21 protein-coding genes are annotated in these 21,407 nt (G+C 68.0%); 20 read left to right on the top strand and 1 reads right to left on the bottom strand.

Translation table 11 applies throughout. The features are described 5' to 3' along the window. The first annotated feature begins 2 nt into the window (after positions 1-2). The 7 genes from mnmA to IM760_RS10015 all read left to right on the top strand — a co-directional run bounded on the left by mnmA (position 3) and on the right by IM760_RS10015 (position 6,413). A complete protein-coding gene (gene mnmA, locus IM760_RS10045) occupies positions 3-1,124 on the top strand; it encodes a tRNA 2-thiouridine(34) synthase MnmA (protein ID WP_204428815.1) in 1,122 nt (373 codons plus the stop codon). Continuing rightward, entirely contained in the window at positions 1,121-1,747 is a 627-nt protein-coding gene (gene hflD / locus IM760_RS10040) for a high frequency lysogenization protein HflD (protein WP_204428813.1), read from the top strand. The genes mnmA and hflD overlap by 4 nt, the downstream gene beginning before the upstream one ends. Before the next feature lie 109 nt (positions 1,748-1,856). Then, on the top strand, positions 1,857-3,227 hold the full coding sequence (gene purB / locus IM760_RS10035; protein ID WP_204428811.1) for an adenylosuccinate lyase: 1,371 nt from the start codon (positions 1,857-1,859) through the stop codon (positions 3,225-3,227). Between the two features lies 1 nt (position 3,228). Continuing rightward, positions 3,229-4,356, top strand: a complete 1,128-nt coding sequence (locus IM760_RS10030) for a cupin domain-containing protein (RefSeq protein WP_204428808.1) — start codon at positions 3,229-3,231, stop codon at positions 4,354-4,356. A gap of 10 nt (positions 4,357-4,366) precedes the next feature. Continuing rightward, on the top strand, positions 4,367-4,798 hold the full coding sequence (locus IM760_RS10025; RefSeq protein ID WP_204428807.1) for a GNAT family N-acetyltransferase: 432 nt from the start codon (positions 4,367-4,369) through the stop codon (positions 4,796-4,798). A gap of 74 nt (positions 4,799-4,872) precedes the next feature. Then, complete coding sequence (locus IM760_RS10020; RefSeq protein WP_204428806.1) at positions 4,873-6,234, top strand: TrpB-like pyridoxal phosphate-dependent enzyme; 1,362 nt, start codon at positions 4,873-4,875, stop codon at positions 6,232-6,234. 14 nt (positions 6,235-6,248) lie between these two features. Further along, complete coding sequence (locus tag IM760_RS10015; protein WP_204428804.1) at positions 6,249-6,413, top strand: hypothetical protein; 165 nt, start codon at positions 6,249-6,251, stop codon at positions 6,411-6,413. Positions 6,414-6,422: 9 nt separating this feature from the next. Here the strand turns inward: IM760_RS10015 and trmB are convergent, their stop codons facing one another. Next, complete coding sequence (gene trmB / locus IM760_RS10010; protein ID WP_204428802.1) at positions 6,423-7,097, bottom strand: tRNA (guanine(46)-N(7))-methyltransferase TrmB; 675 nt, start codon at positions 7,095-7,097, stop codon at positions 6,423-6,425. A 105-nt stretch (positions 7,098-7,202) separates the two neighbouring features. On the opposite strand from trmB, the gene IM760_RS10005 reads away from it, so the two are divergent. From IM760_RS10005 to IM760_RS09945, 13 genes are all read left to right on the top strand, one after another. After that, positions 7,203-9,323 (top strand): hypothetical protein, encoded by a 2,121-nt coding sequence (locus tag IM760_RS10005; protein WP_204428800.1) that lies wholly within the window; start codon positions 7,203-7,205, stop codon positions 9,321-9,323. Then, positions 9,320-11,062, top strand: a complete 1,743-nt coding sequence (locus IM760_RS10000; protein ID WP_204428798.1) for a toxin-antitoxin system YwqK family antitoxin — start codon at positions 9,320-9,322, stop codon at positions 11,060-11,062. Before IM760_RS10005 ends, IM760_RS10000 begins: the two co-directional genes overlap by 4 nt. Before the next feature lie 84 nt (positions 11,063-11,146). Continuing rightward, positions 11,147-11,932 carry a hypothetical protein gene (locus IM760_RS09995; RefSeq protein ID WP_204428796.1) on the top strand — a complete coding sequence of 262 codons (786 nt, stop codon included), beginning with the start codon at positions 11,147-11,149 and terminating at the stop codon, positions 11,930-11,932. Between the two features lie 226 nt (positions 11,933-12,158). Further along, entirely contained in the window at positions 12,159-13,319 is a 1,161-nt protein-coding gene (locus IM760_RS09990) for an ABC transporter substrate-binding protein (protein WP_204428794.1), read from the top strand. A 3-nt stretch (positions 13,320-13,322) separates the two neighbouring features. Continuing rightward, positions 13,323-14,195 carry a branched-chain amino acid ABC transporter permease gene (locus IM760_RS09985; RefSeq protein ID WP_204428792.1) on the top strand — a complete coding sequence of 291 codons (873 nt, stop codon included), beginning with the start codon at positions 13,323-13,325 and terminating at the stop codon, positions 14,193-14,195. Positions 14,196-14,197: 2 nt separating this feature from the next. Further along, entirely contained in the window at positions 14,198-15,181 is a 984-nt protein-coding gene (locus tag IM760_RS09980; protein WP_204428790.1) for a branched-chain amino acid ABC transporter permease, read from the top strand. Beyond that, positions 15,178-15,966 carry an ABC transporter ATP-binding protein gene (locus IM760_RS09975; RefSeq protein WP_204428788.1) on the top strand — a complete coding sequence of 263 codons (789 nt, stop codon included), beginning with the start codon at positions 15,178-15,180 and terminating at the stop codon, positions 15,964-15,966. The genes IM760_RS09980 and IM760_RS09975 overlap by 4 nt, the downstream gene beginning before the upstream one ends. Continuing rightward, on the top strand, positions 15,963-16,691 hold the full coding sequence (locus IM760_RS09970) for an ABC transporter ATP-binding protein (protein WP_204428787.1): 729 nt from the start codon (positions 15,963-15,965) through the stop codon (positions 16,689-16,691). The genes IM760_RS09975 and IM760_RS09970 overlap by 4 nt, the downstream gene beginning before the upstream one ends. Positions 16,692-16,786: 95 nt before the next feature. Then, positions 16,787-18,013 (top strand): FAD-dependent monooxygenase, encoded by a 1,227-nt coding sequence (locus IM760_RS09965; RefSeq protein ID WP_204428786.1) that lies wholly within the window; start codon positions 16,787-16,789, stop codon positions 18,011-18,013. 13 nt (positions 18,014-18,026) lie between these two features. Beyond that, a complete protein-coding gene (locus IM760_RS09960; RefSeq protein WP_275579275.1) occupies positions 18,027-18,794 on the top strand; it encodes a maleate cis-trans isomerase family protein in 768 nt (255 codons plus the stop codon). Positions 18,795-18,804: 10 nt separating this feature from the next. Further along, entirely contained in the window at positions 18,805-19,611 is an 807-nt protein-coding gene (locus IM760_RS09955) for an alpha/beta fold hydrolase (protein ID WP_204428785.1), read from the top strand. 38 nt (positions 19,612-19,649) lie between these two features. Beyond that, positions 19,650-20,696: a 2,5-dihydroxypyridine 5,6-dioxygenase NicX family protein gene (locus tag IM760_RS09950; protein WP_204428784.1), complete on the top strand. Its 1,047-nt coding sequence runs from the start codon at positions 19,650-19,652 to the stop codon at positions 20,694-20,696. Further along, complete coding sequence (locus IM760_RS09945) at positions 20,693-21,313, top strand: isochorismatase family protein (protein WP_204428783.1); 621 nt, start codon at positions 20,693-20,695, stop codon at positions 21,311-21,313. The genes IM760_RS09950 and IM760_RS09945 overlap by 4 nt, the downstream gene beginning before the upstream one ends. The last annotated feature ends 94 nt before the right edge of the window (positions 21,314-21,407 follow it).

Raw genomic sequence — 21,407 nt, 5'->3', positions numbered from 1 at the left:
CGATGTCCGATACCCTTGCCCGGGACCTGCCCCGGGATCCCCGCTCCACCCGCGTGATCGTCGGCATGTCCGGCGGCGTGGATTCGTCGGTGGCGGCGGCGCGCCTGCTCGACGCCGGCTACCGGGTCGAGGGGCTGTTCATGAAGAACTGGAACGAGGATGACGGCACCGACTACTGCACCGCCCGGGAGGACCTGCTGGACGCCATGCAGGTGGCCGGCGTGCTGGGCATCGAGCTGCACACCGCCAATTTCGCCGGTGAGTACTGGGACCGGGTGTTCGAGCATTTTCTGGCCGAATACCGGGCCGGGCGCACCCCCAATCCGGACATCCTTTGTAACAAGGAAATCAAGTTCGCCGCCTTTCTCGACCGTGCCCTGTCCCTGGGCGCGGACTACATCGCCACCGGCCATTATGCGCGGGTGAGCCACGACGGCGAGCGCGGCCGGCTGCTGCGCGCCGTGGACCACAATAAGGACCAGACCTATTTCCTGCACGCGGTGGGCGGCGACAAGTTCGCCCGCACCCTGTTCCCCCTGGGCGACCTGGAAAAGCCGGAGGTACGGCGGCTGGCCGCCGAGCGCGGCTTCGACAACCATAAAAAGAAGGACTCCACCGGCATCTGCTTTATCGGCGAGCGCCGCTTCAAGGATTTCCTGGAGACCTACCTGCCCGCCCAGCCCGGCGACATCGAGGACGACCAGGGCCACGTGATAGGGCGCCACGACGGCCTGATGTACTACACCCTGGGTCAGCGCCAGGGTCTGGGCATCGGCGGCCGCGCCGACGCCGGCGACGCGCCCTGGTACGTGGCCGGCAAGGATCTGGAGCGCAATGTGCTGGTGGCCGTGCAGGGCCAGGACCACCCGCTGCTGTTCAGCCGGGCCCTGACCAGCGCCACGGTGGACTGGATCGCCGGCGAGCCGCCGGCCCTGCCCGCCCGGCTCACCGCGAAAACCCGCTACCGCCAGGCCGACCAGGCCTGTCGGGTGGAAGACGCCGGCGCCGGCCGGGTGCGGGTCACGTTCGACGACCCCCAACGGGCGGTGACCCCGGGGCAATCGGTGGTGTTCTACGACGGCGACACCTGCCTGGGCGGCGCCGTGATCGAGGCGACGCAATGACGTTCAATCACGAGCAACAACAAATGCTGGCCCTGGCGGCGGTGTTCCAGGCCGCGGTGCTGGCCGACCGCATCGCCACCCGCGGCGACGCCGACAGCACCGCCGTGGAAGCCCTGCTGGGCGGGGTCATGGCCATGGACGCCGGCGACTTCGAGCAGATCTACCCGAACCCGGCGGCCCTGGAGGACGGCGTGCGCCTGCTGCGCCAGAGCCTGGGCCGGGAACACAGCCGGGACGCGGCGCGGCCGCTCAGCTACGCCCTGGCGCTGCTGCACCTGTCCTCCAAGCTGCGCAAGAACGACGAGGTGATCAGCCTGCTGCGCCACCGGCTGATCGCCCTGCAGGGCCAGCGCGAGCATTTCGACAGTCTCGCCAACGTCACCTTCTGCCATCGTCTGGCCGGCATCTACCTGGATACCCTGGGCACCTTCCGCTTCCGCATCCGCGTGCAGGGCGACCCGGCCAAGCTGCAGGACGAGGACAACGCGGCGCGCATCCGCGCCCTGTTCCTGGCCGGCGTGCGCGCCGCCTTCCTCTGGCACCAACTGGACGGCCGCCGGTGGCGGCTGTTGTTCCAGCGCAAGCAACGCCTGAAAATTCTGAACAGTATAAAAATCAGATAATTACCTTTCACATATAAAGTTATTTCGAGGTTACGAGACCGGCGCGCGATTCCCGGTTAATTACGGTATCATTGCGCCCGCCAACGGTTTCCCATTTCAGGAGTCCCCCATGTCCAGCCTTAATCCCCTCACCGCCATTTCTCCGGTGGACGGCCGCTACGCCGGCAAGTGCGAGGCCCTGCGCGCCATCACCAGCGAATACGGTCTGATCCGCTACCGGGTTCATGTGGAAGTGAGCTGGCTGGAACAACTGTCCCACGACAAGCACATTCCGGAAGTGCCGCTGATGAGCGGCAAGGCCGCCTGGCATCTGCGCGGCGTGACCCGGGACTTCGAGGAACAGCACGCCGAGCGCATCAAGGAAATCGAGCGCACCACCAACCACGACGTGAAGGCGGTGGAGTACTTCATCAAGGAGCGCATGGCCGAGCACGACGAGCTGGACGCCATGACCGAGTTCGTCCATTTCGCCTGCACCAGCGAGGACATCAACAACCTGTCCTATGCCATGATGCTGCGCGAGGCCCGCGACGCCCTGCTGCCCAAGCTGGACCAGATCATCCGCACCATCCGCCAGCTGGCCCATGGCCTGGCCGACGTGCCGATGCTGTCGCGCACCCACGGTCAGTCCGCCTCCCCCACCACCGTGGGCAAGGAAATGGCCAATGTGGTGGAACGTCTCAAGCGCCAGCGTGACCAGTTCGTGGCGGTGCAGATCCTGGGCAAGATCAACGGCGCGGTGGGCAACTACAACGCTCACTACGCGGCCTATCCGGACGTGGACTGGCCGGCCTTCGCCCGCCGCTTCGTGGAAAGCCTGGGCCTGACCTTCAACCCGTTCACCACCCAGATCGAGCCCCACGACTGGATCGCCGAGTATTTCCACGCCCTGATGCGCTTCAACACCATCCTGCTGGACTTCGACCGGGACGTGTGGGGCTATATTTCCCTGGGCTACTTCAAGCAGCGCGCGGTGGAAGGCGAAGTGGGCTCCTCCACCATGCCGCACAAGGTCAACCCCATCGACTTCGAGAACTCCGAAGGCAACCTGGGCATCGCCAACGCGGTGATGGACCATCTCGCCGCCAAGCTGCCGATTTCCCGCTGGCAGCGCGACCTGACCGACTCCACGGCGCTGCGCAATGTGGGCGTGGGCCTGGCGCACAGCCTGATCGCCTACGAGGCCGCCTTGAAGGGCATCGGCAAACTGGAAGTCAACCGGGAGCGGCTGGCGGACGATCTGGACCTTGCCTGGGAAGTGCTGGCCGAGCCGATCCAGACGGTGATGCGCCGCTATGGCATCGAGAAGCCCTACGAGAAGCTCAAGGAACTGACCCGGGGCAAGGCCATCACCCAGGAAAACCTGGCGGCCTTCATCGACGGCCTGGCGATTCCGGACGACGCCAAGGAACGTCTCAAGGCGATGACCCCGGGCAGCTACGTGGGCAACGCCGGCCAACAGGCCCGCGACGTCCAGTAACGTGGCCCTCACCCTGCCCCGCTTCACGCTGCCCCTGGCGCCGGAGGATTTCCTGGCCCGCCACTGGCAGCGCGCGCCCCTGTTCATGCCCGGCGCCGCCGCCGGGCTGGCGCACCCGGACGCGGACACCCTGGCCGGCCTGGCGCTGGAACCGGAGGTGGAGTCGCGGCTGATCCAGGGCGCCGGCGATGGCCCCTGGAGTCTGGAACAGGGCCCGCTGGAAGCGGAACGCTTCGCGGAGCTGGGCGAGCGCGACTGGACCCTGCTGGTGCAGTCCGTGGACCACTACCTCACCGAGGTGTCGCTGCTGCTGGACGACTTCCGGTTTCTGCCCGGCTGGCGGCTGGAAGACATCATGATCAGCTACGCCGCCGAGGGCGGCAGCGTGGGGCCCCATTACGACCAGTACGACGTGTTTCTGGTGCAGGCCGCCGGCCGGCGACGCTGGCAGCTGGGCCCGGAGTGCGACGAGAGCAGTCGGCTGCGCGGCGATGTGCCGCTGAAGATGCTGGCCGACATGCCGGTGAGCGAGGAGCACATCGCCGGCCCCGGGGACGTGCTCTATCTGCCCCCCGGGGTCGCTCACCACGGCGTGGCCCTGGACAGCGACTGCATCACCTGGTCGGTGGGCTTCCGCGCGCCGGACTACCGGGACCTGCTGGCGGAGATGGTGGCCGAGACCCTGGCCGACGCCGCGCCCACCCTGTACCGGGATGCCGGCCGGGTGGCGCCGGGGGATCCGGGCCGGCTCGAGGCCGGCGAGCGCGACGCCATGCTGGAGCAGGCGCTGGGCCTGTTCGACCGCGCCGCCGCCCGCAACGCCCTGGCCCGCTGGCTGAGCACCCCGCGTCAATCGGGACTTGATTTTCTGATCGACCCGGCGCACATTCGCGCCGCCGATTCCGACGCCGTCCTGGTTCGCCATGGCGGCGTGCGTCTCCTGGTGGCGGACGACACCGCCTGGCTCAACGGCGAGCCCTGGCCCCTGCAAGGCGGCCAGCTCGCCCTGGCCGGGCTGCTTGCCCGCCAACGCCGCTACACCGAAAAGGAATTGGCCGCGGTGCTCGACGCCGACGGCCGCGCCCTGCTGGACCATTGGATGGACCAGGGCTACTTTGCCGAGCTTTAACGAGAACGCCATGGGCTTTAGTTTTACCATCATCGAAACGTCCTGGGACGAACACCGCGATGAACTGAGCGCGCTGCGCGAGCGCGTATTCATCGGCGAACAGGGTGTTCCCGAGGAACTGGAATGGGACGGCGCCGACCACGCCGCCCGCCACTTCCTGGCGCTGGATGACCAACAACGGCCAATCGGCTGCCTGCGCCTGCTGGGCAGCGGCCAGATCAGCCGCCTCTGCGTACTGGAAACCCACCGCAACAGCGGCGTCGGCCGCGCCCTGCTGGTGGCCGCCGAGGAAGCCGCCCGCGCCGCGCGCATGGGCGAGATCTTCCTGTACGCCCAGACCCACGCCACCAGCTTCTACGAAACCGCCGGCTTCAGTGTGTCCGGCGGCATCTTCATGGACGCCCACATCCCCCACCGGCAGATGTTCAAACTGCTGGACTGAGCGCCGCCGCACTGGCGGCGCCCGTGAAAATCAGCATCATGGTGGGTCTACAAAAACCACTCGAAGGGGGAGTCATGACCGAAAGCACCAAATACCTGCTGTCCGAGGACCGGATGCCCCGTGACTGGTACAACATCATGGCGGACTTTCCGGAACCGATGGCGCCGGTGCTGCACCCGGGCACCCACCAGCCGGTGGGGCCGGCGGACCTGTCACCGCTGTTTCCGGACACCCTGATCGCCCAGGAAATGACCAGCGAGCGGCACGTGGAAATTCCCACGCCGGTGCGTGATATTTACCGGCTGTGGCGCCCCAGCCCGCTGATCCGCGCCCGCCGCCTGGAAAAGGCGCTGGATACGCCCGCGAAGATCTACTTCAAATACGAAGGCGTGAGCCCGGCGGGCTCGCACAAACCCAACACCGCCGTGGCGCAGGCCTACTACAACGCCGAGGCCGGCATCAAACGGCTCACCACCGAAACCGGCGCCGGCCAGTGGGGCTCGTCGCTGGCCTTCGCCGGCAGCCTGTTCGACCTGCAGGTAAAGGTGTTCCAGGTGCGGGTCTCCTACCAGCAGAAGCCCTATCGCCAAGCGCTGATGCGCACCTACGGCGCCGAGTGCATCCCCTCGCCGTCCGACCTGACCGAGTCCGGCCGCGCCATCCTGGCGGAGAACCCGGACCACCCCGGCAGCCTGGGCATCGCCATCAGCGAGGCGGTGGAACTGGCGGCCCGGGACGAGGGCACCAAGTACGCCCTGGGCTCGGTGCTCAACCATGTGATGCTGCACCAGAGCGTGATCGGTCTGGAGGCCATGGAGCAGTTCGAACTGGCCGGCGACGACCCGGACATCATCATCGGCTGCACCGGCGGCGGCTCCAATTTCGCCGGCATCGCCTTTCCGTTCCTGGGCGCGCAGCTGCGCGGCGGCCGCCGCCGGCGCATCATCGCCGTGGAACCGGCGGCCTGCCCCACGCTCACCCGGGGGCGCTTCGCCTACGATTTCGGCGATACCGCCCACCTGACGCCGCTCACCAAGATGCACACCCTGGGCTCCAGTTTCACGCCACCGGGCTTCCATGCCGGCGGTCTGCGCTACCACGGCATGGGCCCGCAGGTGTCCCATGCCCTGTCGCTGGGTCTGATCGAGGCGCGCGCCTATCAGCAGCTGGGCTGCTTCGAGGCGGCGGTGGAATTCGCCCGCCACGAAGGCATCGTGCCGGCGCCGGAATGCACCCACGCGGTCAAGGGCGCCATCGACGAGGCACTGCGCTGCAAGGAGGAAGGCAAGGCGGAGACCATTCTGTTCAACCTCTCCGGCCACGGCCATTTCGACATGCAGGCCTACATCGACTTCTTTGATGGCAAGCTGGAAGACGGCGACTACGACGCCGCCGGCGCCGAGGCGGCGCTGGCGCAGCTGCCCCAACTGGGCTGAGCGGGAGTACAGCGATGGCGTTTTTCGACGGGCTGATCGCCCTGATCGCGGTGGGACTGACGTTGATGGCGGTGGGTTTCGCCGGCCGCCAGTACAACTGGGGCGTGGCGCTGCTGGCGGTGGGCACCCTCTGCATGCTGTCCACCATTGCCTACAAACTCTATCTGACCTTTAACTGACCCGGCCTTTCACCGAGTGGAGGCCCCGGCCTCGGCCACCAGCTCCCAGAGCCGCTGGCCGCTGTTGCGGTACTTGTCCTCGAAATCGGTGAGCGGCGACGCGCCGACGTCCGGCTCCCCCAGGGTCGCGGCGCGGCCCGCCAGGGCCAGGGCGGCGGCCATCTCCCGGGCATAGAGCGCCCAGTTGGTGCGCAGCACCAGGGTGCCGCCCAGTGCCAGCAAATGCGGGAACACCGGGTGGCCGTGCCAGCGGCGCTTCAGATGGGCGCTCTTCGGCCAGGGGTTCGGATACAGCAGGTAATGCCGCCAGGGCCGCCAGCCGGCCTGCTCGGCGAGCCGCCAGAAACCGCCGCAGTCGGTGCGCAGCAACAGCACGTTGTCCGGTATATCGAAGCGCCGTGGCGCCCGCGCCAGACGGTGGGCGGACTGATCCAGCCCCAACACCAGTGCCTGCGGGTAGCGCCGCGCCAATTGCACCGAGGAGCGCCCGGTGCCGCAACCGGAATCCAGGATCAGCGGCCGGTCACGATCGGCCACCCACTCCCGCGCCCGCTGGAACGCGGCCCGGTCGTGGTCCGCCAGCGGCGCCCGCCACGGATGGTCCAGGTGGCGGCGCACGGTGACCTCCAGGGCCGGATGCAGATCGTCCTGATTGCTGGTCACGGACCGGCTGTTCCCCACCATCAGCTCTCTCTTTTTTTGCCGGGTGTTTTTCACAATTTTCGTTTACAGCGCCCCGTGACGCAGCGGCATTCGCTACACTTCGCAGCGTGACGGAGAGCTCTCATTATGCGGTTTTTACTGCCTTTTTTCTGCCTTTTCCTGCTGGCGGCCTGCCAGGACAATCGCGCCCCCGACGCCGATTACGAAGACGACTTTCTGCTCATCGCCCACCAGACCCTGAAGCGCGACGACAGCGACTATGAACAGGACATGCGGCTGCAGGCCGTGGTCCGCAACCGGGTGGACGACGACGCCGGCGGCGGCCTGTGGATCCGCACCACCCTGCCCTGGATGCGGCTCGGCAGCGGCGAACTGGACACCCGCAACCTGGCGATGCTGGGTGAGCGCGCCAAGCCCCTGCGCCGCTTTCTGGACACCGGCACGCTGAGCCGGGTGGAAGACGGCGAAATCACCGAAACCCGCATCGCCGACCCGGCGCTCCACCAGGAAATGGTGGAGCGCTTCGGCGACAAGGTGCAACAGCTGCTCGACCAGGCCACCGCCACCGCGGTGCCGCTGCCCGACGATCCGCGGCCCGGCGACACCTGGCAGGCCAGCGCCTTCCTGGGGGGCCTGCCCAAGGTCACCGCCGACTATCGGGTGCTGGCCCGGGACGGGGACCGGGTGCTGATCGCCCTGACCCTGGACGGCGACGGCGTCACCGGCCAGGCACGCATGATCGCCCGCTGGCCCTCCGGCATGCCCGAGGCCCTGCGCCTGCACAGCAGCCTGCCGCTGCCGCAACAGGACGCGCGCCTGGAGCAACGTCTGGTGCTGATCAGCCAGCAGCACTATCCCTATCCGGTGCAGGACTGGGACGTGGATCCGATGCAGGTGGAAATGTACACGGACCGCACCGAGCGCGATCTGCGGGAGCCGCGCATCCTGCCCGCGGACCGGCGCCAGCCGATGCGCGACGAAGCCTACGTGGACACCCTGCTCGACAGCCTCGAGCAGAGCCTGTTCTACCGCCCCGATGAGCTGGAAGAGACCCGGCTGCTCACCGAAGGCGATTGGACCCTGGCCACCCCGCTGCAGCAACAGGCCAGCTTCCACCTGACCGGTTTCGAGGGTGGGGCGCCGGACGGCCTGCTGCTCAACCGTCTGAGCGAGAGCGGCGGCTTCTACGGCCTGGCCTCGCCGATCCCCTCGGACATCGGCCGCGATCTGCTGGTGCTCACCGGGGACGGTCAGTTCGACGCCGACCAGCCGGTGAAGATCACCGGTACCGCGCGCGTCTGGACCGACGGCGAACCGATGACCCTGAAGCGTGACGACCCGGCACCGGACGCGCCGAAGATTCTCGACTGGCAGGACCGCCGCGTGGACCTGCGGTTGGGCGGCGATCTGGGCCACTGGCGCGCCCGCCCCCTGGACGCGGACGGCGAGCCCCTGCCCTACGCGGTGGTCTACCGGCCCGACCAGCAGGCGGACACCTCCGCCGAGGTCTTCGTGGGCCGCCTGACCCTGGGGCCGCCCCTGGACCACCTCACCCTGATCACCGAAGCGCCCATCGCCGCCCTGCGCCTGACACCACTCAAGGAAAGCCAGCGCCCGCTGACCTTCACCGTGCGGCCGCTGCCCGGGGACGGGCGGCCCGGGCTCCACCCCGGTGGCGTGCGGCACCAGCCGTCTCCGCTGCCGGAGGTGCCGGACGACACCGGGGCCCTGCTGGAGGGCCTGACCCTGGAAGGCCTGGACGACAACCGGCTGCGGGTCACCGGCCCGCCGGGCCTGCGGCTGTGCACCCTGACCCCGGAGGACGGCGCCGACTTCCACGGCACGCCCCTGCATTTCGTCTGGGACCAGGGCAGTGTCCGCGAGGACATCGACCCGGGCTTCGAGCTGCGCACGGAAGACGACAAGATCCGCTACTTCTACGGCCGCGAGCTGAGCTTCCAGGCGCGCTGCCCCACCGAGGTGGACACCGTCACCCTGACCCGCGAGCAGCCGGGCTGCGCGCGCTTCGACGGCGAGGACGGCGTGGTGCTCGGCGACGATTGCGGCGCTATCGAGGGGCTGGATTACGCCGCCCTGGACGACACCGGCCTGGCCCTGGAGCCGCTTGGCGAGGACGACCAGGGCGTGCGCCGTTTCTGGGGCACGGTGAAGGAAGTGCGGCTGCTGCGCGCCGACGGCGAGCAGCAGCGTGATCTGCGGGCCGACTTCCCGGAGGTGCCGGAATGAGCCTGACCACCACTCCCACCCGTGCCCGCCCCCGGCTGCGGCCCCTGGCCGTCCTGCTGACGCTGGGCGCCCTGCTGCTCGGCGCCGGTGCCCAGGCGGAGCGCCGCTACTTCAGCGAATACGGCTATCCAGTGGACAAACCGGACAACGCCTTCTACTACGTGGAGGTGCCCCTGCCGGAGAATCCGGACGGCCCCGGCTATCTGTACCAGGCCCACTACAAGGACGGCGACGCCCTCTACGCGGAAGGGGTGCGCGGCGGGCCCGGCAAGGACGACCCATGGCTCGGCGACTTCCGCTATCTGTACCCGGACGGCCAGGTCAAGGAGAAGGGCCACAACGATGAGCAGGGCCGCCCGGACGGCGAGCGGATCACCTACCATGAAAACGGCCAGGTGGAGAAATACAAACCCTACCGGGACGGCAAGATCAACGGCGTCGAAAAGCAGTACGACGAAGAAGGCAACCTGCTGCTGAAGCGGCAGGTCAAGGACGGCCGCCCGGACGGCATGCAGATCAGCTACTACGGCGACGACGACGGCGGCCCGGAGGGCGGTCAGATTTATGAGGAACGGCGCTACCGCGACGGCCGCTACGACAACTTCTACAACCGCTACGACCGGGACGGCAACCGCATCGGCCATGCGGACTTCACCGCCCCCGGGGTGTTGATGGCCTGGAACCGGCGCAGCGACGGCAGTTATTCGCGCCGCGAAGCCCACTTCTTTCGGGACGATCAGGGCCGCTTCCGGGACGGTGCGCCGCAGTGGCTGTCTCTGATGGCCGACCACAACCGGGACGGTTCGCCAAGCAGTGTCAGTCTGCGTTACCCGCAAAAGAACAGCCAGTGGCGGATCGGCTTCAACGGCGACACCGTGGTGAGGCTGGAACACTGGGTCAAGCGTGTGCAGCAAGGACCGGCCATCGCCCCGCTGGGCAACGGTGGCCGCGAACAGGGCCAGATGCGCGACGGCCTGCGCACCGGCACCTGGGAAGCCTACGACGACGACGGCCAACTGGTCCGGGTCATGCACTACAAAAAGGGCCGGCTGGACGGCGACTGGCGTGAACGCAGTGGCCCGGACGGCCAGCGCTGGACCCACAAACACTACAGCCAGGACCAGGAAGACGGGCCCTGGCGCACCGAGAACGCCGACGGCGAGGTGGTCGAGTCCGGCCACTACCGCCAGGGCCAGCCGGTGGGCGACTGGCATACCCTGGAGGACGATGGCCGGGTGCGCGACGCCCACTATGTCGACGGCGAGCTGGACGGCGACTGGACCCTGCACTCCGCCGACGGCGAGCTGCTCGCCGAGCGCCATTACCGGCGCGGCCAAAGGGTCGGCGAGTGGACGCAGTACGACGCCGACGGTGAGCTGTTGTCCCGGGTGCCCTACCGCGACGGCCGGCGCCACGGCGACGTGTTCGAGCGTCGCGACGACGGTGTCCAGGTGTACGCCCGCTTCGACCAGGATCGCCTGGACGGGCCCTACCGGGAAACCACCGCCGAGGGCTATCCCAGGCTGGAAGGCCACTACCGCGACGGCCAGCGCCAGGGCCGTTTCGTGGAATACAGCGAACAGGGCCGGGTGGAAGAGATCACGCCCTACCGGGACAACCAGCCGGACGGCGAAGGCTGGATCCGCGACCGCCAGGGCAAGCTGGTACCGGCGCGCTGGGAACAGGGGCGGCTGGTGTCGCCCTCCCGGTCTTCCGGGCGCCCGGGCACGCCACCGTGAGCGGCCCGGCGCTCTGTTGATCCCGCCGGGGTTGGGGCTATGATGGCTTTTCCCGCGCTTTTTTCAGCCAAAGGAATGCTGATCATGGCCCCTGCCCGCTCCGTCCCCGCGCACCGGTCGCCGCCGCTGAAATGGCTGGCGCTGGCGATCCTGGCCGCCTCAATGTGCGTTCTGCTCGCCCTGCCCCGCACCGGCCAGGCCCAGGCCCTGTCGATCCATGTAATCCAGCGCGCCGACGCCCAGGCCCTGGTGCCGGTGATCCGCCCCCTGCTCCCCGAGGGCGGCTATGTGAACGCCTATCAGGGCAAGCTGATCATCCGCACCAGCAGCGCCAACTTCGACGAAATCCTGGCCGCCCTCGGCGATATGCCGGAGGCGCCGCGTACCGTGTCCGTGCATCTGCGCCGCCGGGCCGGCGGTGAAACCGACGGTGGCGGTGTGCGGATCGGCCCCGGCGGGGTCAGTGCCGGCGCCGCCACCGTCACCCGTCAGCGCCAGGACGATTACCGCATCAACACCCTCTCCGGCCACGCCGCGGCCATCGGTCAGGGCACCCTTGTGGCGCTCACCGGCACCCAGTATCCGGCGCTGATGAGCCTGCGCCAGGGCATCGAGGTGCGCCCCATGCTCACCGGCGACGGCCGGGTGCGGCTGGACATCGCCCAGCGCTTCGAGCGGCCCGCCGGCGGCGGCACCGCCGAGCTTCAGGGCGCCGCCAGTACCCTGATGATGGTGCCCGGCCAATGGCAGCCCCTGGGCGCCATTACCGTCACCGAGGACAGCGCCGCCGCCGGCCTGGGCGGCGCCGATCGCCACAGCGAACGGCTCTCCCTGCCCCTGGAAGTGAAAGTGGAGCTGGAAGGCCAATAGCCCGCGTCCGCTCCTTGCCGCCGCCCCGCCCTGGGGCGGTTTTCGTTCCAATGCACCAAAAAATGCCTGGCGAGTAGCGTCGCCGCGCGCCGCAAGGGCGCCCTGCCGTCCCGTATTCTGGTCCGCAAATTGCTATGGAAGCCGCGGCGCTTGTAAATTTACTAACCGATTAATTAATATGTCGGTCAGTCGCGCTAACAACAAAATTCAACAGGAGATAACGACGATGAGAAAACTGATTCTGGCTCCCATCATGGCGACTGCCGTCATGGCCTCCGCCGCGGCTCCGGCCCAGGACACCGTCAAGATCGGGCTGATCCAGCCGCTCACCGGCTCGGTGGCCTACAACGGCACCGCCGACGCCAACGGCGCGCGGCTGGCCGTGAAGGAGCGCAACGCCGCCGGCGGCGTGCTCGGCAAGCAGGTGGAACTGATCATCGAGGACGGCCAGTGCAGCCCGGCCAACTCGGTGAACGCCGCCGAAAAGCTGATCCAGCGTGACCGGGTGGTGGCCCTGGTGGGCGCCTTCTGCAGCTCCGCCACCTCGGCGGTGATGCCGGTGGCGCGCAAGTACAAAACGCCGTTCCTTACCGGCGTGTCCTCGGAGGCCAGCCTCACCGAGAAGGGCAACCCCTACTTCTTCCGCTCCGCCGAGACCGACGCCCTGCTGGGCAAGGCGTTCTCCCGGCTGATCGTCGACAACCTGGGCCTCAAGAAGGTGGCCTATATCGGCGTCAACGACGACTGGGGCCGGGGCAGCGCCAAGGCCTTCGAGCAGGAGCTCTCCGGCCACGGCGTCGAAACCGCCATGATCGAATACTTCAACCACGGCGCCACCGACTTCTACACCCTGCTCACCAAGCTGCGCGGCTCCGGCGCCGACGGCGTGTTCGTGGCCGCCGAGACCCAGGACGGCTCCACCCTGGTCAAGCAGATCAAACAGTTCGGCATCGACATGGACGTGTTCGGTGTGGGCTCCTGGGCCACCAGTGACTTCATCAAGATCACCGGCGACGCGGCGGAGGGCATCTACGCCGCCGTGCCCTATGTGTCCAACCTGCCCGGCGAGCGCAACGAGCGCTTCGTGAAGGACTACAGCGCCGCCTACGACCATGCCCCCGGCAAGTACGCCGCCGCCGGCTACAACTCCCTGAACATCATGATGGACGCCATCGACCGGGCCGGCGGCACCGACGCCAGCGCCATCGTCGACGGGCTCCATGCCACCGACTACGAGGCCCCCAACGGCCGGTACCGGTTCACCCGCGACGGCCAGGGCTACGGCTTCGACGCGGCGCTGGTGCAAATCCGCGACGGCCACACCGACGTGGTCGCCACCACCCGCATCGCCGACCCCCGGGCGGACGGCGCCAAGGACGGACAATAATCCATGGATATGCTGTTGCAGTTTGTCGCCAACGGTCTGGTGTCGGGGGCGTTCTACGCGCTCTCGGCCCTGGGCCTGACGCTGATTTTCGGGCTGATGCGGGTGGTCAACTTCGCCCACGGTGAGCTGTACATGCTGGGCGGGGTGATGGGCTGGCTGGCCACCACCGTGCTGGGCCTGAACTTCTTCGCCGGGCTGGCGCTGACCCTGGCGGTGATGGGTGCCTGCGGCTGGCTGGTGGACCGCTTCCTGATCGAGCGGGTGCGCGACCAGGGCGAGGAGCCCAGCATTCTGCTCACCATCGGGCTGTCGATCTTTCTCACCAACACCGCCCTGCTGCTGGTGGGCACGGCGCCGCTGACCATCGAGGGGCCGCTGCCCAACAAACCGGTGTTCCTGGGTCCGGTGGTGCTCACCGAGCTGCGCGTGTTCGCGGTGGCCGCCTGCGCGGTACTGATTCTCGCCGCCCATCTGGTGATCCGCCATACCCGTCTGGGGCGCGCCATGCGCGCCACTTTCCAGGATCCGATGGCGGCCCGGCTGGCCGGCATCAACACCGCCCGGGTGTACGCCAGCACCTTCGCCCTGGGCACCATGCTGGCGGCGTCCGCCGGCATGCTGCTGGGCTCGATCTATTCCACCCACGTGAGCGCCGGCGGCCTGGTCAGTCTGAAGGCCTTCGTGGTGGTGATCCTGGGCGGCATGGGCAGCTTCGCCGGGGCCATCGTCGGCGGCCTGATCCTGGGCGTGGCCGAGGCCCTGTGGGGCGGCTACATCTCCACCGGAACCGTGGACATCATCGGCTTCATCATCGTGATCCTGACTCTGATCTTCAAACCCTACGGGCTGTTTTCAACCCAGGTGGAGAGGGCCTGAGCATGAAATTCGAACGCAATACCCTGCTGGTGCTGGGCCTGATCGCCCTCGCCTTTCCCCTGCTGGTGGGCAACCAGTACCTGCTGCACATCGGCATCATGGTGCTGCTCTACGCGGTGCTCGCCACCAGCCTCAACCTGATCGTCGGCTACGTGGGCGAGTTCTCCCTGGGCCACACCGCCTTTCTCGGCCTGGGTGCCTACACCGCCGCGCTGTTGTCCCTGCGGCTGGGGCTGCCGGCCTGGGCCACCATTCCGCTGGCCGGGGTGGTGTCGGCCCTGTTCGGGGTGGTGATCGGCGCCATCACGCTGCGCCTGCGCGGCCCCTACTTCGTGATCATCACCCTGGCCTTCGCCGAGGTGCTGCGATTGATCGCCAACAACTGGGTGGACTTCACCAACGGGCCCATGGGTCTGTCCGGGGTGGCGCAGCCGGCGCTGCTGGCCGACGCCTCGCCGCTGATGGCCAAGCGCTTCTACTTCTATCTGGCCCTGGGGCTGACCGCGGTCTCCCTGTACCTGGCCTATCGCTTCGTCTACTCCAACAACGGCCGCGCCGCCGTGACCGTGCGCGAGAACCGCTTCGTGGCGCAATCGGTGGGCATCCGTCCCTTTGTCTACGCCATGCGCGCCTTCGTGCTGGGTGCTTTCCTGGCCGGGCTGGCCGGGGGCTTCTACGCCCACTACATCACCTTCGTGGGCGCCAACGTGTTCGGCTTCGCCTTCATGGTGAGCATGATCATCATGGTGCTGATCGGCGGTAAGGGCACCCTGATCGGCCCCCTGCTGGGCGCCCTGCTGGTGACGCTGCTCACCGAGTACCTGCGCGAGTTGCAGGAGCTGCGGCTGTCCCTGTTCGGCCTGATCGTCATGGCGGTGGTACTGTTCCTGCCCAACGGCCTGATGGGCTTTCTCAACCACCGTCGCGAGCGCAACCCGAGCGACGCGGCCGACGGCGCCGCCCGCGCCCAGGGAGGTCCGGCATGAACCCGACCCAACAGGACGCGCCACTGCTCACCGTGGAAGGCCTGAGCAAGACCTTCGGCGGCATCAAGGCGGTGCAGGAGATCGACTTCCAGGTGAACCGGGGCGAGGTGTTCGGCCTGATCGGCCCCAACGGCGCCGGCAAGACCACCTGCTTCAACCTGATCACCGGCTTCTACACGCCCACCACCGGCCGGGTGACCTTCCAGGGCCACGACATCACCGGCCAGAGTCCCTACCGGATCGCCCGCCGGGGGCTGGTGCGCAGCTTCCAGAAAACCAATGTGCTGAAGCCGCTGACCGTGTTCGAGAACGTGCTCGCCGGCCATTACCTGAGCGCCCGCCAGAGCCTGCTGGCCACCTTCTTCCCCACCGCGCCGGTTCGGGCGGCGGAACGGGACGCCCGCGACAACGCCGCCCGGCTGGTGACGCTGCTGGACCTGGGCGCGCGCATGGACACGCCGGCCTACCGGCTTTCCTGCGGGGAACTGCGGCTGCTGGAAGTGGCGGTGGCGCTGGCCGCCCGGCCCACCCTGCTGATGCTCGACGAACCGGCGGCGGGGCTGAACAGCCAGGAGGCCATGCGTTTCGGGGGCATTCTCAAGCGGCTGCGCCGCGAGCAGGTGCCGTCCATCGTCATCGTCGAACACAACATGAGCCTGGTGATGGACGTCAGCGACCGGGTCATGGTGATGGACTTCGGGCGCAAACTGGCCGAGGGCAAGCCGGCCGAGGTGAAAAGCAACCCACAGGTGGTGGAAGCCTATCTGGGGAGGGCACGGGCATGACCGCGAGCAATCACAAAACCTTGTTGCAGGTGCGCGACCTGCACGTGGCCTACGGCAAGATCGCCGCCCTGCACGGCGTGGATCTGGCGGTGGGCGAAGGCGAAACCGTGGCGCTGATCGGCGCCAACGGCGCCGGCAAGAGCACCATCCTGCGGGCCATCTCCGGCCTGCTTAAGCCGAGCCGGGGCAGCATCGTCTGGGACGGCGACGAGATCGCCGGCCGGCCCGCCGAGAAGGTGGTGGCCGCCGGCATCGCCCACTGCCCCGAGGAGCGCCACGTCTGGCCGGCCATGACGGTACGCGAAAACCTGATCCTGGGCGCGTTCCTGGTGGGTTCCAAGCAGCGCGTGGAAGAGCGCGTGGGCATGGCCTTCCACCGCTTCCCCCGGCTGCGTGAGCGCTACAAGCAAATGGCCGGCACGCTCAGTGGTGGCGAACAGCAGATGCTGGCCATCGCCCGGGCGCTGATGTCCGAACCGCGCCTGCTGCTGCTTGATGAACCGAGCCTCGGCCTGTCGCCGAAAATGGCCGACGAGGTGTTCGAGGTGGTCCGCGAGATCAACGGCCACGGCGTCACCGTGCTGGTGGTGGAGCAGAACGTGCACAACGCGCTGGCGGTGGCGTCCCGGGCCTATGTGGTGGAAACCGGCACCATCAGCACCGAGGCGGACAGCGCCACCCTGCTGGAGGATCCGGAGGTGCTGAGCGCCTATCTGGGGGCCTGAGCGCGGCCCCCCTATCGATCAAGACACACAGGCGGCGCGTCCGTTGGCGTGGCTCGCCATAATTAATTAGTTGAATATTTAATAAGGAGTATTCCATGTCTGAGCAACTTCGTGTCGGCATCATCGGCGGCGGCATCGGCGGCGTGGCCCTGGCCCGGGCCCTGGGCCGTCGCGGCATCGATTTTCACCTGTTCGAGCAGGCCCCGGCGTTCGGCGAAGTGGGCGCCGGGGTGCAGATGACCCCCAACGCGGTGAAAGTGCTCAAGGCCCTGGGCCTCACCGAGGCCCTGGACGACATCGGCTTTCTGCCCGAGTCCATGCGCGGCATCAACTGGCAGACCGGCGAGACCCTGTTCCGCACGCCGCTCAAGGACACCTTTCCGCAGGTCTACGGCGCTGAGTTCTACCACGTGCACCGCGCCGATCTGCACGGCATTCTGGCCGCCGACCTGCCGGCGGACAAAGTGACCTTCAACGCCCGCTGCACCGGCATCGAGGAACAGGACGACGGCGTGCTGGCCCGCTTCGACGACGGCGGCGAGTTCAAGGCCGACCTGGTGGTGGGCGCCGACGGCATCCATTCTCCGGTGCGCGCCTCCCTGTGGGGGCACGACCAGCCCCAGTTCACCGGGCACATGTGCTGGCGCGCGCTGGTGCCGGTGGACCAGCACCCGCTGCCCTTCGTGGGCCCGGACGCCGCCTTCTGGATGGGTCCCAAAGCGCACGTGGTGACCTACTACGTGAAAGGCGGCCAGGCGGTGAACATCGTGGCCGTCACCGAGACCGCCGACTGGGTGGAGGAATCCTGGACCGAACCGAGCAGCACCGAGGAACTGCTGGCCGCCTATGAAGGCTGGAACGACGATCTGATCCGGCTGTTCAAGATGACCGACCCCAGCCAGACCTTCAAATGGGGCCTGTTCGACCACGACCCGCTGACGCGCTGGTCCACCGGCCGGGCCACCCTGCTCGGCGACGCCGCCCATCCGATGCTGCCGTTCCTGTCCCAGGGCGCCGCCATGGCCATCGAGGACGCCTATGTGCTGGCCGAGGCGCTGACTCACTATCAGGGCGACCCCGCCGCCGCCCTGCGCGCCTACGAGCAGGAGCGCCGCCCGCGCACCTCGGAAGTGCAGCTGCAGGCCCGTGAGCGCGGCCGCAGCTACCACCTGTCCACCCCGGAAGAACTGCGCAAGCGCGACGAAGCGTTCCGTGAAGCGCAGAAGAAAGACCCCAACGCGGTGGGCATCCGCGCCGAGTGGATCTACGAGTACGACGCCACCACCTGCGCCGAGCGATTCGACGCCACCGTCAGCGCCTGATCGGAGCCCAGCCATGCAAAGCGCGGATAAAAAGAACCTCTATCGCATCGGCCAGATCGTACCGAGCTCCAACATCACCATGGAGACCGAGATTCCGGCCATGCTCACCGCCCGGCAACTGATCCGCCCGGAGCGCTTTACCTTCCACTCCAGCCGCATGCGCATGAAGACCGTCAGCAAGGAAGAGCTGGCGGCCATGGACGGCGAGTCCGACCGCTGCGCCCTGGAACTCAGTGACGCCGCCGTGGACGTGATGGGCTATGCCTGTCTGGTGGCGATCATGTCCATGGGCCCCGGCTACCACCGGGAATCCCAGAAGCGCCTGCGCGAGCGCACCAAGGAAAACGGCCAGGAAACCGAAGTGGTGACCAGCGCCGGCGCCCTGGTGGACGCGCTCAAGGTGCTGGGGGCCAAGAAGGTCGTGGTGGTGGCGCCGTATATGAAGCCGCTCACCGAGATGGTGGTGGATTACATCCAGCGCGAAGGCACCGAGGTGCTGGAGTACCGCGCCCTGGAAATCCCCAACAACCTGGACGTGGCCCGCCACGACACCGCCAAGCTGCCGGACATCGTCGCCAGCATGGACTTCTCCGACGCCGACGCCATCGTGCTGTCCGCCTGTGTGCAGATGCCGTCCCTGGCGGCGGTGCCGAAAGTCGAGGCGCTCACCGGCAAGCCGGTGGTCACCGCCGCCATCGCCACCACCTACCAGATGCTCAAGGCCCTGGACCTGGAACCCGTCGTCCCCGGCGCCGGCGCCCTGCTGTCCGGCGCTTACTGAGGAGGGGCCCATGAGCGAATATCTTTACGGCGCCAACGTGCACGCCAACGGCATCCGCCAGCACTACCTGCGCTACGGCGGCAAGGGCCCGGCGGTGGTGATCGTGCCGGGCATTACCAGCCCGGCGGTGACCTGGGGTTTCGTGGCCGAACGTTTCGGCCGCCACTTCGACACCTATGTGTTGGACGTGCGCGGTCGCGGGCTCAGCGAAGCCTCCGACACCCTGGACTATGGCCTGGATGCCCAGGCCGACGACGTGGCCGCCTTCGCCAAGGCGCTGGGTTTGCGGCAGTACATGGTGGTGGGGCACTCCATGGGCGGGCGCATCGCCGTGCGCCTGGCCCGCCGCCATCCCGGCGCCGGCTTCGACCGGCTGGCGCTGATCGACCCGCCGGTGTCGGGTCCGGGACGGCGCCCCTACCCGTCCGCCCTGCCCTGGTACGTGGATTCCATCCGCGCCGCTCTGGAAGGGATGGACGCGGACGCCATGCGCGAGTTCTGCCCCACCTGGAGCGAGGAACAGCTGCGCCTGCGCGCGGAATGGCTGCACACCTGCGACGAACGCGCGGTGGTGAAAAGCTACGACGACATGCACCAGGAAGACATTCACCAGGACATGCCGCACATCCAGGTGCCGGTGCTGTTGATGGCGGCCGGACGCGGCGACGTGATCAGCGACGCGGACGTGGAGGAGATCGAAACCCTGATTCCCGAACTGCGCGTCACCCGCGTCACCAGCGCCGGCCACATGATTCCCTGGGACGACGAAGACGCCTTCTACCGCGCCTTCGGCGATTTTCTCGGCACGCCTCTTTGATTTTTCGTGCTTTGTTTTTTCGGTAAAGGAGTCCTGTCATGGCGGTCAGCGACACGCAAATGATCGACGCCTGGAAACAGGTTCTGACCCTCTCGCAACTGAAAGCCGGTGACATCGTCACCCTGTTGACCAGCGACGGTACCCACCCGCAGACCCTGCGTACCGCCCTGGTGGCGCTGGGTCAGTTGGGGGCCCGCGCCAACCGCCTGGAGCTGCCACCGGTGAACGGCGAGAAGTCGCTGAGCCGCGACCCGCTCGCCTATCTGGGCAGCACCCCGCTGAGCGGCAACCGGGCGGCCATCGCCGCGCTCAAGGAAAGCGATCTGGTGCTGGACCTGATGACCCTGCTGTTCTCACCGGAGCAGCTCGACATCCTCAAATCCGGCACGCGCATTCTGCTGGCGGTGGAACCGCCGGAGATCCTCGCCCGGCTGGTGCCCACGGAAGCGGACCGGGCCCGGGTCAACCGGGCCGCCGCCCGGCTGGAACGGGCTCGCGAAATGCACGTGACCTCCGCGGCGGGGACCGATCTGCGTTGCCCGCTGGGGGATTACCCGGTGATTCAGGAATACGGCTTCGTCGACCAGCCCGGTCGCTGGGACCACTGGCCCAGCGGCTTCGTGGTGACCTGGGCCAACGAGGGTCAGGCCCACGGCACCGTGGTGCTCGACCGGGGCGATATTCTGCTGCCGCAGAAATGCTACGTGCAGACGCCGGTGCGCCTGACCGTGCGCGATGGCTATGTGACCGCCATCGAGGGCGGCCTGGACGCGGACCTGCTGCGCGACTACATGGACGCCTTCGACGACCCGGAATCCTACGCCCTCTCCCATGTGGGCTGGGGCCTGCAGAAGCGGGCACGCTGGTCGACCCTGGCGCTGTATGACCGGGAAGCGACCATTGGCATGGATGCGCGCGCCTTCGAGGGCAACTTCCTGTGGTCCACCGGCCCCAACAACGAGGCCGGCGGCGACCGCACCGCCGCCTGCCACATCGACATCCCCATGCGCGGCTGCACCGTCTTCCTGGACGGTGAGGCGGTAGTGCGCGACGGCCGGGTTGTGGAGCAGGAGGCCGACGCATGAGCGACGATCAGGCGGTGTATCGACAACAGGGGTTCGGCGGGCGGCTGGGTCTGCACGGCCGGCCCGCGCTGCTGCTGGTGGACTTCGTCAACGGCTTCGCCGACCCGGACCGGTTCGGCGGCGGCAATATCACCGACGCCATCGAGGCCACCGTGCCGGTGCTGGCCGAGGCGCGCCGGCGCGGCTGGCCGGTGGTGCACACGCGCATCGTGTTCGCCGACGACGACGCCGACGCCAATGTGTTCACGCTCAAGGTGCCGGGTCTGCTGGGTCTCAAGGAAAGCGACCCGGCCAGCGCCATCGTCCACCGGCTTGCGCCGGTGGCCGGGGAATGGGTGCTGCGCAAGACCGTGCCGTCGGCGTTTTTCGGCACCGGCCTGGCGGCCTGGCTCACCCAGCGCGGCGTCGGCACCCTGGCGGTGGCCGGCTGCACCACCAGCGGCTGCGTGCGCGCCAGCGTGGTGGACGCCATGAGCCACGGCTTCCGGCCGCTGGTGCTGGAGGACTGCGTCGGCGACCGGGCGCTGGCGCCCCACCGCGCCAACCTGTTCGACATGGCCCAAAAGAACGCGGACGTGATGCCCTGGGCGGCGCTGTCCCGCCAGCTGGAGACCTGAATCGCGGCGGCGCCGGCGTGATGCAAATGGGGGGAACAGGCCCTAGAATACGCGGCGGCGCTGTATTTATTCACCTCTTTAATTCTTGCCGGAG

This window comes from Alloalcanivorax marinus (assembly GCF_016906305.1).
GTDB lineage: Bacteria > Pseudomonadota > Gammaproteobacteria > Pseudomonadales > Alcanivoracaceae > Alloalcanivorax > Alloalcanivorax marinus.
This window is presented reverse-complemented; position numbering and strand designations above follow the sequence as displayed.

Excerpts from the sequence above, each read along its gene's own strand:
- mnmA (WP_204428815.1), top strand. The coding sequence starts at position 3 with ATGTCCGATACCCTTGCCCGGGACCTGCCCCGGGATCCCCGCTCCACC.
- hflD (WP_204428813.1), top strand. The coding sequence starts at position 1,121 with ATGACGTTCAATCACGAGCAACAACAAATGCTGGCCCTGGCGGCGGTG.
- purB (WP_204428811.1), top strand. The coding sequence starts at position 1,857 with ATGTCCAGCCTTAATCCCCTCACCGCCATTTCTCCGGTGGACGGCCGC.
- IM760_RS10025 (WP_204428807.1), top strand. The coding sequence starts at position 4,367 with ATGGGCTTTAGTTTTACCATCATCGAAACGTCCTGGGACGAACACCGC.
- IM760_RS10020 (WP_204428806.1), top strand. The coding sequence starts at position 4,873 with ATGACCGAAAGCACCAAATACCTGCTGTCCGAGGACCGGATGCCCCGT.
- IM760_RS10015 (WP_204428804.1), top strand. The coding sequence starts at position 6,249 with ATGGCGTTTTTCGACGGGCTGATCGCCCTGATCGCGGTGGGACTGACG.
- trmB (WP_204428802.1), bottom strand. The coding sequence starts at position 7,097 with ATGGTGGGGAACAGCCGGTCCGTGACCAGCAATCAGGACGATCTGCAT.
- IM760_RS10005 (WP_204428800.1), top strand. The coding sequence starts at position 7,203 with ATGCGGTTTTTACTGCCTTTTTTCTGCCTTTTCCTGCTGGCGGCCTGC.
- IM760_RS10000 (WP_204428798.1), top strand. The coding sequence starts at position 9,320 with ATGAGCCTGACCACCACTCCCACCCGTGCCCGCCCCCGGCTGCGGCCC.
- IM760_RS09995 (WP_204428796.1), top strand. The coding sequence starts at position 11,147 with ATGGCCCCTGCCCGCTCCGTCCCCGCGCACCGGTCGCCGCCGCTGAAA.
- IM760_RS09990 (WP_204428794.1), top strand. The coding sequence starts at position 12,159 with ATGAGAAAACTGATTCTGGCTCCCATCATGGCGACTGCCGTCATGGCC.
- IM760_RS09985 (WP_204428792.1), top strand. The coding sequence starts at position 13,323 with ATGGATATGCTGTTGCAGTTTGTCGCCAACGGTCTGGTGTCGGGGGCG.
- IM760_RS09980 (WP_204428790.1), top strand. The coding sequence starts at position 14,198 with ATGAAATTCGAACGCAATACCCTGCTGGTGCTGGGCCTGATCGCCCTC.
- IM760_RS09975 (WP_204428788.1), top strand. The coding sequence starts at position 15,178 with ATGAACCCGACCCAACAGGACGCGCCACTGCTCACCGTGGAAGGCCTG.
- IM760_RS09970 (WP_204428787.1), top strand. The coding sequence starts at position 15,963 with ATGACCGCGAGCAATCACAAAACCTTGTTGCAGGTGCGCGACCTGCAC.
- IM760_RS09965 (WP_204428786.1), top strand. The coding sequence starts at position 16,787 with ATGTCTGAGCAACTTCGTGTCGGCATCATCGGCGGCGGCATCGGCGGC.
- IM760_RS09960 (WP_275579275.1), top strand. The coding sequence starts at position 18,027 with ATGCAAAGCGCGGATAAAAAGAACCTCTATCGCATCGGCCAGATCGTA.
- IM760_RS09955 (WP_204428785.1), top strand. The coding sequence starts at position 18,805 with ATGAGCGAATATCTTTACGGCGCCAACGTGCACGCCAACGGCATCCGC.
- IM760_RS09950 (WP_204428784.1), top strand. The coding sequence starts at position 19,650 with ATGGCGGTCAGCGACACGCAAATGATCGACGCCTGGAAACAGGTTCTG.
- IM760_RS09945 (WP_204428783.1), top strand. The coding sequence starts at position 20,693 with ATGAGCGACGATCAGGCGGTGTATCGACAACAGGGGTTCGGCGGGCGG.